At 71.3% G+C, this 12,752-nt stretch carries 11 protein-coding genes and 1 pseudogene; 3 read left to right on the top strand and 9 right to left on the bottom strand.

Going from position 1 to position 12,752, the window contains the following annotated elements:
* The 3 genes from ACLQ24_RS04840 to ACLQ24_RS04830 all read left to right on the top strand — a co-directional run.
* Positions 1–221 (top strand): transposase (locus ACLQ24_RS04840; RefSeq protein WP_425889178.1); only part of this gene is annotated, 221 nt, incomplete at its 5' end.
* A gap of 190 nt (positions 222–411) precedes the next feature.
* The gene (locus ACLQ24_RS04835; RefSeq protein WP_425889177.1) at positions 412–1,233 is read left to right on the top strand and encodes a helix-turn-helix domain-containing protein; all 822 of its coding nucleotides are present in this window, start codon (positions 412–414) and stop codon (positions 1,231–1,233) included.
* A gap of 9 nt (positions 1,234–1,242) precedes the next feature.
* On the top strand, positions 1,243–1,440 hold the full coding sequence (locus tag ACLQ24_RS04830) for a DUF397 domain-containing protein (RefSeq protein ID WP_393221417.1): 198 nt from the start codon (positions 1,243–1,245) through the stop codon (positions 1,438–1,440).
* Positions 1,441–1,660: 220 nt separating this feature from the next.
* Here the strand turns inward: ACLQ24_RS04830 and ACLQ24_RS04825 are convergent, their stop codons facing one another.
* From ACLQ24_RS04825 to ACLQ24_RS04785, 9 genes and pseudogenes are all read right to left on the bottom strand, one after another.
* Positions 1,661–2,851, bottom strand: coding sequence for an acyl-CoA dehydrogenase family protein (locus tag ACLQ24_RS04825; RefSeq protein ID WP_425889176.1), 1,191 nt, complete (start codon positions 2,849–2,851; stop codon positions 1,661–1,663).
* Positions 2,848–4,845: a biotin carboxylase N-terminal domain-containing protein gene (locus ACLQ24_RS04820; protein WP_425889175.1), complete on the bottom strand. Its 1,998-nt coding sequence runs from the start codon at positions 4,843–4,845 to the stop codon at positions 2,848–2,850. The genes ACLQ24_RS04825 and ACLQ24_RS04820 overlap by 4 nt, the downstream gene beginning before the upstream one ends.
* A gap of 186 nt (positions 4,846–5,031) precedes the next feature.
* Positions 5,032–6,633, bottom strand: a complete 1,602-nt coding sequence (locus ACLQ24_RS04815; RefSeq protein WP_425889174.1) for an acyl-CoA carboxylase subunit beta — start codon at positions 6,631–6,633, stop codon at positions 5,032–5,034.
* A gap of 156 nt (positions 6,634–6,789) precedes the next feature.
* Positions 6,790–7,326 (bottom strand): annotated as a pseudogene (locus ACLQ24_RS04810) (acyl-CoA dehydrogenase family protein); the annotation flags it as partial.
* The gene (locus tag ACLQ24_RS04805; RefSeq protein ID WP_425889173.1) at positions 7,323–9,065 is read right to left on the bottom strand and encodes an acyclic terpene utilization AtuA family protein; all 1,743 of its coding nucleotides are present in this window, start codon (positions 9,063–9,065) and stop codon (positions 7,323–7,325) included. The gene ACLQ24_RS04805 and the pseudogene ACLQ24_RS04810, both read right to left, overlap by 4 nt.
* Complete coding sequence (locus ACLQ24_RS04800) at positions 8,984–9,781, bottom strand: TIGR03084 family metal-binding protein (RefSeq protein WP_425889172.1); 798 nt, start codon at positions 9,779–9,781, stop codon at positions 8,984–8,986. Before ACLQ24_RS04800 ends, ACLQ24_RS04805 begins: the two co-directional genes overlap by 82 nt.
* Before the next feature lie 37 nt (positions 9,782–9,818).
* Positions 9,819–10,364, bottom strand: coding sequence for a TetR/AcrR family transcriptional regulator (locus ACLQ24_RS04795; protein ID WP_425889182.1), 546 nt, complete (start codon positions 10,362–10,364; stop codon positions 9,819–9,821).
* A gap of 807 nt (positions 10,365–11,171) precedes the next feature.
* Positions 11,172–11,915 (bottom strand): metallophosphoesterase family protein, encoded by a 744-nt coding sequence (locus ACLQ24_RS04790; RefSeq protein WP_425889171.1) that lies wholly within the window; start codon positions 11,913–11,915, stop codon positions 11,172–11,174.
* Between the two features lie 108 nt (positions 11,916–12,023).
* Positions 12,024–12,701 carry a Crp/Fnr family transcriptional regulator gene (locus ACLQ24_RS04785; protein WP_007466162.1) on the bottom strand — a complete coding sequence of 226 codons (678 nt, stop codon included), beginning with the start codon at positions 12,699–12,701 and terminating at the stop codon, positions 12,024–12,026.
* Between the last annotated feature and the right edge of the window lie 51 nt (positions 12,702–12,752).

Below are 12,752 nucleotides of genomic sequence, written 5' to 3'. Positions count from 1 at the left end.
TTGACAGCATTGAGATGCACCTACTGCCCGGCTACGCACCCGAGCTGAACCCGGTCGAACTGCTCAATGGCGACGTAAAACGCCATGTGGCACAGGCGAACCCGGGCAACGTCGCCGAGCTGACCGCCGCCGCCACCGCACATCTCCGACGTCGACAGAACCAGCCACACCTCGTGAAATCCTTGTTCCGCAAGCCCGAAGTCCGCTACGCCGCCTCCTGACCATCAACTATTTGCCTTACGGGTCAATAAGTACTCCCTGTACGTCACATGCCGACCCATCCGCACTCCCACAAGATCAGAATGGTTCTCTAATTTGCAAGTCCAAATTAATCGTACGGATGGAGTCACGTTTTGAGAACACACCGTGAGGGTCTACGTCACGCGACGTCAGGTCGGCCATACTCGGGCGATGGTCAATCCGACGATTCAGCGGCGGCGGCTCGGCAACGAGCTGCGCAGGGCGCGCGAGGCAGCGGGCAAGACGCAAGATGAAGCCGCCGAGGTGATCGACTCTTCATCGAGCAAGATCAGCCGGTTGGAACTGGGTCAGTCCGGCATCCGCCTTACCGACCTCAAGCTGTTGCTCGACTTCTACGGGGTGGCCGGCGACGAAGCCGAGCCCTTGCGTGACCTCGCGCGAGGAGGTCGGCAGCGTGGGCGGTGGAGCGGCTACCGCAACGTCGTCCCGGACTGGTTCCGGCAGTACCTCGACCTTGAAGCCGATGCGGCAGAGATCCGGTGGTACCAGCCCGAAGTCATCCCCGGCATTCTTCAGGTCGAGTCCTACATCCGAGCGATGATCGACGGTGACGACGTAGATCGACAGATCGCAGTGCGGCTTGAACGACAGACGGTCATCGATCGCGAGGATGGGCCGGAGTTGAGCCTGATCCTGAGCGAGTCGGCGCTACGGCGAAACCTCGGTGACCGGGCGACCATGCGAGAGCAGTTGCTGCACATCGCAGAGGTCAGCCGCCGCAAGAACGTGACGGTGCAGGTGTTCCCACTCAACGCTGCGACCTACGTAGCCTCGTCATACAACTTCATCGTTCTGCGGTTCGGGGAGGCGTCGGACGTTATCTACGTCGAAACCTTCACCGACGCCGACTATCTTGACAGTCCCGAAGCCGTCCGGGCATACACTCGGTTATGGGATCGCCTCCAGGCGGCAGCCCTCGGGCCGGTAGAGTCCCGCAAGCTCATCCTGCGGATCGCAGACGAGATCAAATAGAGGTTGACCATGATGACCCCGGACCTCACTAACGCGGCGTGGCGGAAGTCCACACGGAGCGACAGCAATGGTGGCGCGTGCGTCGAGGTGGCAGGCAACCTGCCCGGCGTGGTCGGGGTCCGTGACAGCAAAGACCAGCGGGGACCGGTGCTGTCGTTCAACCCGTCCGCCTGGTCGTCGTTCGTCCAGGGGCTCAAGCGTCGGTGACTGGCCGAACGCCCCCCGTCCGCGTGGATGGGAGGCGCTGGCTAAGGGGCGCTTCTTGGGCCGTAGCCACCCATGGGCACGCAAATGCCTGCGACGGCACAACACCATTGCGGAGTTCGTGCGGGGATGTTCGCAGTTTGAGTGATCGATCTGAGGCATTTCCACCTCCGACGCCCGTTGTCGTGCCACACGACACCTCGGCCGCGCTCAGCCGTCGCCCTCAATAGGACTTCTCCTGGCCGAGGACGTGCTGGGCGACGAAGTTGAGGATCATCTCCCGGCTGACCGGGGCGATCCGGCCGGCCCGTACCGCGCCGAGCAGCGTCGCCACCCCGTACTCGGTGGTCATGCCGGCCCCGCCGAGGGCCTGCACGGCAGTGTCCACGGCGAGCGCGGCGGCCTCCCCGGCCGCGTACTTGGCCATGTTGCCGGCCACTCCGGCCTCCAGGTCACGGCCGGCGTCGTACAGCGTGGCCGCCTTCTGGATCATCAGTCGGGCCAGCTCCACCTGCACGGCCGCGTGCGCCAGCGGATGCGACACCCCCTGGTGGGAGCCGATGCTCCGGCCACCCCAGACCTTGCGGGTGGCGGCGTACTCGCTGGCACGCTCGATGGCGTACCGGCCGGTGCCGGCGCCCATCGCGGCCACCGTGATCCGCTCGGGGTTGAGCCCGCTGAAGAGCGCCGGCAGACCGGCGTCCAGCGACTCGCCGAGCAGCGCGTCGGCGGGCACCCGCACGTCGTCCAGGTAGAGAAGGAACTGGTTCTCCGGGGAGACGATCTCCATGTCCAGTTTGGAACGGGTCAGTCCGGCAGCGTCGGTCGGTACGACGAACAGGGCGGGCTTGAGCTTCTGCGGAGCGGCGTCCGCTGAGCCGGCCGGGCCGTCCGCGACGGCGACGCGGGCCACCACGAGCACGTGACCGGCCTCGTCGACTCCAGAGATGTAGCACTTGCGGCCGTTGAGCACCCAGTCGTCGCCGTCGCGGCGAGCAACCGTGCCGAGGCGGTGGAAGTTGGAGCCGGCCTCCGGCTCGGTGATCGCGAAGACGATCTTCTGGGAGCCGTCGGCGAGACCGGGCAGGTGCCGTTTGCGCTGCTCCTCGGTGCCGTGCCGGGCGATCACCGTGGCCGCGATGGCGGGGGAGACCACCAGCAGCAGCAGCGGACACCCGGCCGCGGCCAGCTCCTCGCAGACGATGGCCAGCTCGGTGATGCCGCCGCCCCCGCCGCCGTACTCGGTGGGGATGTTGACCCCCAGATAGCCGAGCCGGCCCGCCTCGGTCCACAGCTCAATGGTGTGCTCACCGGCCTTCGCCTTCTCGACGAAGTAGCCGTGGCCGTACCGGCGGCCGAGCGCCCGCACGGCGTCGCGCAACTGGTCCTGCTCGGGGGTGAGGTCGAAGGTCATCGGTGGTCCTCCTCGATAACGGCCAGCACGATGCCCGTCTGCACCTGACCGCCGGCCGGCACCGGCAGTTCGGCGACCACGCCGTCGACGGGGGCGAGCACGGGATGTTCCAGCTTCATCGCTTCCAGCGTGAGCAGTGGATCGCCGGCTGCGACCCGCTGGCCGACCTGGACGTGCACCCGGGTCACCGCGCCGGGTAGCGGCGCGAGCAGTGACCCGGCCGCCAGCTCCGCCGTCGGGAGCGGGAAACGCGGCAGCTCGGTCAGGCTCGCCGCCCCGTCCGGGCCGTCCACGAAGACCTGCGACCCCACCCGGTGTACGCGCAGAACCCGTCGAACCCCACCGACGTCGAGCACCACCCGGCTACCGGTGGCCTCGACCAGCTCCACGGTGGACGCCCCGGTGTCGCGGTCGTCGGTGTCGCGTTCCACCGACCACTCGGCGAGCCGGCCGGCGCGGTCCAGGCGGTAGCGGACCTCGATCTCGCCGTCCGGGCCGCTGAAGCGGGTGACCTGCCCGACGGCCGGCACGTTACGCCAGCCGGAGGGGAGCCCGGCGAGGACCGGAGCGTCCGCCCGCCGCCGCGCGGCAGCGGCCAGCGCGGCGGCGAGCGCGGTGACCGGGAATTGATCGGCGGGGAGCAGCGGGGCGAAGACCTCCGGGTGCCGGTCCAGGAACCCGGTGTCGATCTCGCCGGCCGCGAACTCGGGGCTGCGCAGCACCCGGACCAGTAGATCGCGGTTGGTCGCCACCCCGTGCAGCTCGGCCCGCGCCAGCGCGCCCGCCAAGGCGCGGACCGCCTCGCCGCGGGTGGGCGCCCAGGCGATCACCTTCGCCAACATGGAGTCGTAGTGGACGCCGACCGTCGAACCGTCCACGACCCCCGAATCGAGTCGCAGGCCCGCCCGCTGGATCCAGCGGAACTCGCCGTCAACCCCGGGCACATGGAAGCGATGCAGCGTGCCGGTGGCGGGACGCCAACCCTGCGCCGGCTCCTCGGCACAGAGCCGCACCTCGATCGCGTAGCCGCGGGTGGTGGGGTCGTGGTGCTGCGCGGGCAGTGGCTCGCCCTCGGCCACCAGCAACTGCATGCCGACCAGGTCCAGCCCACCCGGCGTGACCAGCTCGGTGACGGGGTGCTCCACCTGGAGCCGGGTGTTCATCTCCAGGAAGTAGATCGCCCCGTCGGGCGTCAGCAGGAACTCGACAGTGCCCGCGCCCACGTAGTCGACAGCTCGCCCGGCGGCCAGGGCCGCCTCGTGCAGGCGTTCCCGCACCTCGGCCGTCACGAGACCGGGCGCCTCCTCGATGATCTTCTGGTGGCGGCGCTGGATCGAACACTCCCGGACGCCGAGGACGTGCACGGTCCCGTGGGTGTCGCCGAATATCTGCACCTCGACGTGCCGGCCGCGCTCGACGTACCGCTCGATGAAGACCGTGCCGTCGCCGAACGCCGCGGCCGCCTCGTGGCGTGCGGAGGCGACCGCCTCGGCAAGCGCGGCAGCGTCCCGGACTATCCGCATGCCCCGGCCACCGCCACCGGCGGACGCCTTCACCAACACCGGGAAGTCGACGACCTCGTCGGCGTCGGTCCAGCTCGGCAGCATCGGCACGCCCGCCTCGGCGAGCAGTGCCTTCGCCGCCAGCTTGTCACCCATCGCGGCGATGACCTTGGCCGGTGGCCCGACCCAGGTCAGGCCCGCGTCGGTCACCGCCGCCGCGAACTCGGCGTTCTCGGCGAGGAACCCGTAGCCCGGGTGGACGGCATCCGCGCCGCTGCGCCGGGCCGCGTCCAGGATCAGATCCACCCGCAGGTACGTCTCGGCGGGGGTGTCCCCCGGTAGCCGCACCGCCTGGTCGGCCTCGGCGACGAAGGGCGCGTCGGCGTCCGTGTCCGAGTGCACGGCGACGGTCTGTACGCCCATCGCCCGGCAGGTGGCGAAGACCCGACGGGCGATCTCGCCCCGGTTGGCCACGAGCAATCTGTTGATCATCGGCGCTGAGCCTGCCTTTCGTTCGCGACTGCGGGACTCCGCTTCGCTGCGTTCCTCGCGCTCGCGGTGCCTGCCTTTCGTTCGCGACTGCGGGACTCCGCTTCGCTGCGTTCCTCGCGCTCGCGGTGCCTGCCTTTCGTTCGCGACTGCGGGACTCCGCTTCGCTGCGTTCCTCGCGCTCGCGGGTCAATGCCGGAAGACGCCGAAACCGTCGGCGCCCCGCACCGGTCCGTTGTGGATCGCCGAGAGGCAGAGCCCGAGAACGGTACGCGTGTCCCGGGGGTCGATCACCCCGTCGTCGTAGAGCCGACCGGAGAGGAACAGCGCCCCGGACTGCGACTCGATCTGCTGCTCGACCATCATCCGCATCGCCGCGTCGGAGTCCTCGTCGTAGTCCCGGCCCCGGGCCGCGGCGGCCTGCCGGGCAACGATCGACAGCACACCCGCGAGCTGCGCCGGGCCCATCACCGCCGACTTCGCGTTCGGCCAGGTGAACAGGAACCTCGGCTCGTACGCCCGGCCGCACATGCCGTAGTTGCCGGCCCCGTACGAGGCCCCCAGGTTCACCGTCAGATGCGGCACCGTCGAGTTCGACACCGCATTGATCATCAGGGCGCCGTGCTTGATGATGCCGCGCTGTTCGTACTCGGTGCCGACCATGTAGCCGGTGGTGTTCTGCAGGAAGATCAGCGGGGTGTCGGAGGCGTTCGCGAGCTGGATGAACTGGGCCGCCTTCCGCGCCTCCGCGCTGAACAGCACCCCCTGGGCGTTCGCCAGCACCCCCACCGGATATCCGTGCAGCTCGCCCCAGCCGGTGACCAGCGAGCCCCCGTACGCCGGCTTGAACTCGTCGAAATCGCTGCCGTCGAGGATCCGGGCCAGCACCTCGCGCGGGTCGAACGGCACCTTCAGATCGGAGCTGACGATGCCGAGCAGCTCCTCCGGGTCGTACTTCGGCGGCGACGGCACCACCGTGCGGGGCGGCGGGCCGTGCTTGCGCCAGTTCAGGCGGCGTACGCACTGTCGGGCCAGCCGGATGCCGTCCCGCTCGTCGACGGCCAGGTAGTCGGCCAGCCCCGACGTGCCGGCGTGCATCGCCGCGCCGCCCAGCGACTCGTCGTCGGTGACCTCGCCGGTCGCCATCCTCACCAGCGGCGGCCCGGCTAGGTAGACCTGCGACCGGTCCCGAATCATGATCACGTGGTCGGACATCCCCGGCACGTACGCGCCACCGGCCGTCGCGTTGCCGAACACCACGCTGACGGTGGGGATGCCCGCCGCCGAGAGACGGGTCAGGTCACGGAACACCCGACCGCCGGGAATGAAGATCTCCGCCTGGCTCGGCAGGTCAGCCCCGGCCGACTCGACCAGGTTGACCATCGGCAGCCGGTTGGCCAGGGCGATTTCCCCGGCCCGCCGGGTCTTGGCGAGCGACCACGGGTTGACCGCGCCGCCGCGTACCGTCGGGTCGTTGGCGACGATCAGGCACTCCACGCCCTCGACCACCCCGATCCCGGTGACCACGCTGGCCCCGACCGGGAAGTCCGTGCCGTAGGCGGCGACCGGCGACAGTTCGAGGAACGGGCTGTCCGCGTCCACCAGTAGCTCGATCCGTTCCCGGGGGAGCAGCTTGCCGCGCGCGTGGTGCCGGGACACGTACTTCTCGCCGCCGCCCGCCCGGGCCTGGTCCAACGCGGCGTCCAACTCGGCCAGCCGCTCCAGCAACGCCGCCCGGTTCGCCGCGTACGCCGGTGCGAACGGGTCGATCGCGCTGTCCAGAATCGTCACGGTGCCTCCTTCGTTCGCGACTGCGGGGCTCGCAAACCCGGCTCACTCCTCGCGCTCACGGTGCCTCCTTCGTTCGCGACTGCGGGGCTCGCAAACCCGGCTCACTCCTCGCGCTCACAGGCCCATGCCTTTCGCGATGATCTCGTTCATGATCTCGGTGGTGATGTACGTCTTCGACCCGTTCACCACGTAGTGGTCGCCGTCGCGACGGGCGGTCGTGCGGATGCCTGCGACGTCCGAACCCCCGTCCGGCTCGGTGATCGCCAGCGCGCCGATCATGGTGCCGGCCAGGGTGGGCCGGACGTACCGCTCGATGAGGCTGTCGCCGGCGGGCAGCGGTGTGCCGCCGAGCCGGCCGCCCAGCGACCCGCCGGTGCGGGCACCGGCCGCAGCGACCATGTGCGGCAGCGCGATGCCGTGCGTGAATAGGGCCGCGACCAGGCCGGACGACCCGCCGGCGCGGATCGGCTCCTCCGTCACGATGATCGAGTCGAGCAGGTCACCACCGCTGCCGCCGACCGACTCGGGAAAGTCGATGCCGAGCAGGCCGAGCCTCGCGGCGGTGGCGTGCAGCGCGCGGGGGACCTCTCCGGCATGTTCCCAGTCGTCCAGGTGCGGTAGCACCTCGCGGGTCACGAACGCCCGGGTCAACTCGCGCAACTGTCGCCGTCCGGGACTGTCCACGATGCTCATGGCGAGACTCCTGCCGGCAGGTCGACGATCCGGGCGCGTAGCAGCTCGCCCAGCGCCTTGGCCTGCGGATCGAACCGGGTGGACGCGGCGACCCCCGCCCCGAGCAGGGCCTCGATCACGAAGTTCACCGCGCGCAGGTTCGGCAGCTCGTAGCGCCGGACCGCCAGCGCCGCCGTCTCCGGCAGCAGCTCGGCCAGCCGCTCGACGGTCAACCAGGCGCGCAGCCACGCGTACCCGGCATCGGAGCGCGCCCAGACGCCGAGGTTGGCGTCCCCGCCCTTGTCGCCGGAGCGCGCGCCGACCAGCTCACCGAGCGCTCCGCGTCGGGTCGGCCCGACGGCCGCCGCGTCGCCACCCGGGTCCGTCGCGTCCGTCGCGACGGGGGCCGTCCTGCCCGGCGGCGCGATCGGCACCCGCTCGCCGCCGGGCAGGACGGCGACGTGCTCTACCTCGCCCTGCGGCACTGTGTCGGCCGTGAAGACGCCGTAGGGTGTCGCGTCGCCGGGCAGGGTGGTCAGCGTGCAACCCGGGTACGAGGCCAGCGCCAGCTCCACCGCAGCGGCCGAGAAGGCCCGCCCGGCCCGCGTCTTGTCACTGTCGCGCAGGTGTACGTGCAGCAGGGCGCCGGCCGCCTCGGTGTCGGCGGCGTCCGGGTGATCGGTGCGGGCGAGCGTGAACTCCAGCCCGTCGGTGCCCACCGCCTCCGCGATCTGCCCGCGCGCCAGGGTCGCCTTCGCCTCGATGTCCAGGCCGCAGAGGACGAACGTCATCGCGTTCCGGAAGCCTCCGAGGTTGTTGACGCCCACCTTGAGCGTGGGCGGCGGCGGGGTGCCCCGCACACCGGTGACCCGCACCCGGTCCGGCCCGTCGTGGTGCAGCGTCACCGTGTCCAGCCGGGTGACCACGTCCGGCCCCAGGTACGCCGGCCCGCCGATCTCGTAGAGCAGCTGGGCGGTGACGGTCTCCACGGTGACCGCGCCGCCGGTGCCCGGATGCTTGGTGACCACCGACGAGCCGTCGGAGTGCACCTCGGCGATCGGGAAGCCGGGGCGGTGACCGCCGTCGGGCAGTTCGGTGAAGAAGCTGAAGTTGCCGCCGGTGACCTGCGCGCCGCACTCCAGGAGGTGCCCGGCGACTGTCGCCCCGGCCAGCTCGTCGAGGTCGTCGCGACCCCACCCGTACCGGGCGATCGCCGGGCCGACCACCAACGACGCGTCGGTGACGCGGCCGGTGACCACCACGTTCGCACCGGCGTCGAGGCAGGCCGCGATCCCGAACGCGCCCAGATACGCGTTCGCGGTGAGCGCGTCGGGCCGCTGGAGCGCGTCACCCTCGACGTACCCCACCTGGGCCGACAGGCCCAGACGACCGGCGAGCGCCTCGATGGCGGCGGCCAGGCCGGCGGGGTTCAACCCGCCGGCGTTGGTCACGATCCGCACCCCCCGGTCGAGGGCCGTGCCCAGGCACGTCTCCAGTTGACGCAGGAACGTCTTCGCGTAGCCCAGGTCGGGGTCGCGCAGCCGGTCCCGACCGAGGATCAGCATGGTCAGCTCGGCCAGGTAGTCGCCGGTCAGCACGTCCAGCTCGCCGCCGTCGAGCATCTCCCGCCAGGCGGTGAACCGGTCGCCGTAGAAGCCGGAGGCGTTGCCGACGCGGATCACGCCGCGCCCCCGCCGCGGCCGGCCGGCTCGCGGCCGTCGCCCGGCGGCCCGGCGAAGGCCTGTGCCACGTCGAGCCATTCGTCGGCGACCGGGCCGGTGGCCAGCAGGGCGAGGTCCGCCCGATGTCGACGTTGGGTGACCAGGAGACAGAAGTCCCGGGCCGGGCCGCTCAGCCGGTCGGCGGCGTCCGCCGGACCCCAGGTCCAGGTGTCGCCGCCGGGCGCGGCCAACTCGACCCGGACCGGCGTCGTCGGTGCCTCCCGGCCGTGGGCGGCGAAACCGTGCCCGAGGGTACGCACACCGAGGTGCGCCACGTGCCGGAGGCGGGCACTGGCGGGGCGGGCCACTCCGAGGGTGTCGGCCACGTCCTCGCCGTGCGCCCAGGTCTCCATGATCCGGGCGGTCGCCATCGAGGCGGCCGACATCCGGGTGCCGTACCAGGGCAGCTTCTCGCCGGTCGGGACCGCGACGAGCGCGTCGGTGAACGCGGTCCGGCCGGCCCGCCAGCGGGCGAGCAGGTCGACGGGCGGGGCGAGGAACGCCTCGGCACCGGCGTCGACCATGCGGGTCGGGTCCGGCGCGGACGTCACCGTGGCGTAGAACGCCTCCGGATCGGTCGCGGCCAGCAGCGCCACGTGGTCGGTCCAGGCGAGGTGGGCGATCTGGTGCGCGATGGTCCAGCCCGCGGCCGGGGTGGGGCGGGCCCAGTCGGCCACGGACAGCGGCGCCACCAGCGCGTCCAGGTCCGCGGATTCGTCGGCCAGATCCGTGAGCAGGTCACTGAGGTCGACCATGGTGCCTCCGGTCGGTGCGGGTCGGTGCGGCCGGGGGTCAGGGCGCGAGCAGGGTGGCGAGCTGACGTTTCCAGGTGACGAGCAGGGCGGTACGGCGGGTCGAGTCGTCGCTGAGCAGGTTGGCCACCCCGAGGCCGCGCATCAGGTCGAGGGTGGCCTGCACCGCCTCGCGGACGCCGGGGCGGCGCTCGTCGACACCGAGCAGGGCGACGGTGAGCCGGTGCATCTCCCGGCCGACGGTCGCCTCCAACGGCACCAGGGCGTCGCGAAGCTCCCGGTCGGTGCGAGCGGCCACCCACAGCTCGAGCGCGGCCACGAAGAGCGGCCCGGTGAACGCCGCCCCGAGCAGGTCGATCACCCGATCCAGCCGCTGCGGGCCGGCCGGCAACGCCTCGGCCTCAATGCGCAGCTCGTCCGCCCGACGTTCCGCCAGGTGCTCGACGGCGGCCGTGACCAGCGCGGCCTTCGTGGGGTAGTGATGTAGCTGGGCCCCCCGCGAGACGCCGGCCCGGGCGGCCACGACGGTGGTCGTGGTGCCGGACCAGCCGTGCTCGATCAGGCAGTCGATGGTCGCCTCCAGCAGGCGGGCCTGGGTGGCGCGGCTGCGCTCCTGCTGGGGAACACGCGTCGCGCCAGCCGACGTTGATGCGGCCGACGTTGATGCGGCGGACGTTGATGCGGCGGACGTTGATGCGGCGGACACGGCAACAGCCTGCGGCCTCCGAAACAAACAGTCAAGACTGACTTTTTATGGCTGAGTCGGCGACCGTGCTCCGGTCGAGCTGACCTCGACTGCCCTCCCCGGGCCCTGTCGAGCTGCCCCATGAATGGGGCGGCGGCGATGCGTCATCTACACCTCCCGGGCCCAGTCGAGCTGCCCCACAGGTGGGGCGGCAGCGATGTGCCATCTGCCCCTTCCGGGCCCTGTCGAGCTGCCCCATGAATGGGGCGGCGGCGATGCGTCATCTACACCTCCCGGGCCCAGTCGAGCTGCCCCACAGGTGGGGCGGCAGCGATGTGCCATCTGCCCCTTCCGGGCCCTGTCGAGTTGCCCCACGAATGGGGCGGCAGCGACACCTGGTCTGCCCCAAATCTGGGGCAGCTCGACAGGCAGCGGGGGAGGTCCACCGGCCTCAGCTGATTCGCCCGGATCCGCGGCTACGTGCGGCGTCGCCCGGATCATGGCCGAATCGTCAACGGCCTGGCCGGCGGCGGAAGCTACACGCGGCGTCGCCCGGATCATGGGCTAAGTTCTGGGCCCCGGAGCCGCGGCTAAGTTCGGGTCCCTCGGATCCGCGGTTATGTGCGGGGTCGAGGGGATGTGCGGGGTCGAGGGGACGTGCGGCTACCTGCGGGATCGAGGGGATGTGCGGCGTCGGGTCGCTGTGGGTCAGCGGCCGTCGCGCGGGCCGAAGACGGCGAGGGCGTCGGCGTCGCTGTGCTGGGAGCGCAGGTACTCGTCGACCCAGGCGGCAGCGTCGGGGAAGGTCGACTCCGCCGCCACCCGTGCGCAGGCCGCGTCCACGTCGAAGGCGGTGCGGCGCAGCTGGACGCCCGGACCGAGCAGCGCCCACCACGCGCCCGCACCCCCGTACGGCATGCCGACGCTGCCCGGGTTGACCACCAGGCGTCGATCGACCAGCCGGGTGAACGGCATGTGGGTGTGGCCGCAGACCACCGTCCCGACCTCGGCGGGCAGGCCCGCGAACACCTCCGCCCAGCGGGACATCCGGGAGTCGACGAGCACGACCTCCTCGTCGTCGCGGGGCGTCGCGTGGCAGAACAGTGTCGGGCCGAGGCCGTCGATCTCCAACGTCACGGTCACCGGCAACGCGGCGAGCCGGGCCACCTGATCGTCGCGGAGCTGCCCGGCCGCCCAGTTGGACACCTCGAAGGCAGCGGGCCGGCCGGCCCGTGCGTCGACCAGCTCACGTTCGCAGTTGCCGCCCACCCAGCGGACCCGGTCACCCAGGTCGGCGAGCACGTCCAGCACCTCGACCGGCTGCGGACCGGACGCGATGTCGCCGGTCAACACGATGAGGTCGGCGGCGGCGACGTCCGGATCGGCCAGCACGGCCTCCAGCGCGGGGAGTACGCCGTGGATGTCGGAGAGCACCGCGACTCTGTTCACCATGGTCCCACCCTCACCGCTTCGGCAGCCCCGAGCCAGCATTTCTGCGCCAGGCAGACGAAACGTCCCCGCCTGCCGTCGGTGACGGCAGGCGGGGACGGGACGTACTGCTCAGACGCGGGCGCGACGGGCGAGGCGCTCCGGGTCCAGGATGATGATGCTCTTGCCGTCCAGCCGCAGCCAGCCGCGCGAGGCGAAGTCGGCCAGCGCCTTGTTGACCGTCTCCCTGGAGGCGCCGACGAGCTGGGCGATCTCCTCCTGGGTGAGGTCGTGGGTCACGCGCAGCACGCCGCCGTCGCGGGTGCCGAAACGGCCGGCCATCTGGAGCAGGTTCTTCGCGACCCGGCCCGGCACGTCCGTGAAGATCAGGTCGGCGAGCGAGTCGTTGGTCCGACGCAGCCGCCGGGCCAGCACCCGGAGTAGCTGCTCGGCGATCTCCGGGCGGTTGTTGAGCCACGGCCGCAGCGCCTGCTTGCGCAGCCGCACCAGCCGGGTGTCGGTCACCGCGGTGGCGGTCGCCGTACGCGGACCCGGGTCGAAGAGCGACAGCTCACCGACCATGTCCGACGGCCCCATCACCGCGATCAGGTTCTGCCGCCCGTCCGCCGCCCGGCGGCCGACCTTGATCTTCCCGGACAGCAGGATATAGAGGCTGTCACCGGGCTCGCCCTCATTGAAGACGATTTCGCCCTTGCGGACCTCGATCGTCTCCATCTCCTTGGCGAGCGCCTCGGCAGCTTCCGGGTCCACACCCTGGAAGATCCCGCTGCGGGCCAGTACCTCATCCATCGCGCACCTCCGGTTGCGCGTGCCGTCCGTCGGCCGGGGCCGCCGTCCGCT

The organism is Micromonospora sp. DT4, from assembly GCF_049841675.1.
Lineage (GTDB): Bacteria > Actinomycetota > Actinomycetes > Mycobacteriales > Micromonosporaceae > Micromonospora.
This window is presented reverse-complemented; position numbering and strand designations above follow the sequence as displayed.

What these genes read in the sequence shown, in the direction of transcription:
- ACLQ24_RS04835 (WP_425889177.1), top strand. Translation starts at nt 412, where the DNA reads ATGGTCAATCCGACGATTCAGCGGCGGCGGCTCGGCAACGAGCTGCGC.
- ACLQ24_RS04830 (WP_393221417.1), top strand. Translation starts at nt 1,243, where the DNA reads ATGATGACCCCGGACCTCACTAACGCGGCGTGGCGGAAGTCCACACGG.
- ACLQ24_RS04825 (WP_425889176.1), bottom strand. Translation starts at nt 2,851, where the DNA reads ATGACCTTCGACCTCACCCCCGAGCAGGACCAGTTGCGCGACGCCGTG.
- ACLQ24_RS04820 (WP_425889175.1), bottom strand. Translation starts at nt 4,845, where the DNA reads ATGATCAACAGATTGCTCGTGGCCAACCGGGGCGAGATCGCCCGTCGG.
- ACLQ24_RS04805 (WP_425889173.1), bottom strand. Translation starts at nt 9,065, where the DNA reads ATGGCTCGACGTGGCACAGGCCTTCGCCGGGCCGCCGGGCGACGGCCG.
- ACLQ24_RS04800 (WP_425889172.1), bottom strand. Translation starts at nt 9,781, where the DNA reads ATGGTCGACCTCAGTGACCTGCTCACGGATCTGGCCGACGAATCCGCG.
- ACLQ24_RS04790 (WP_425889171.1), bottom strand. Translation starts at nt 11,915, where the DNA reads ATGGTGAACAGAGTCGCGGTGCTCTCCGACATCCACGGCGTACTCCCC.
- ACLQ24_RS04785 (WP_007466162.1), bottom strand. Translation starts at nt 12,701, where the DNA reads ATGGATGAGGTACTGGCCCGCAGCGGGATCTTCCAGGGTGTGGACCCG.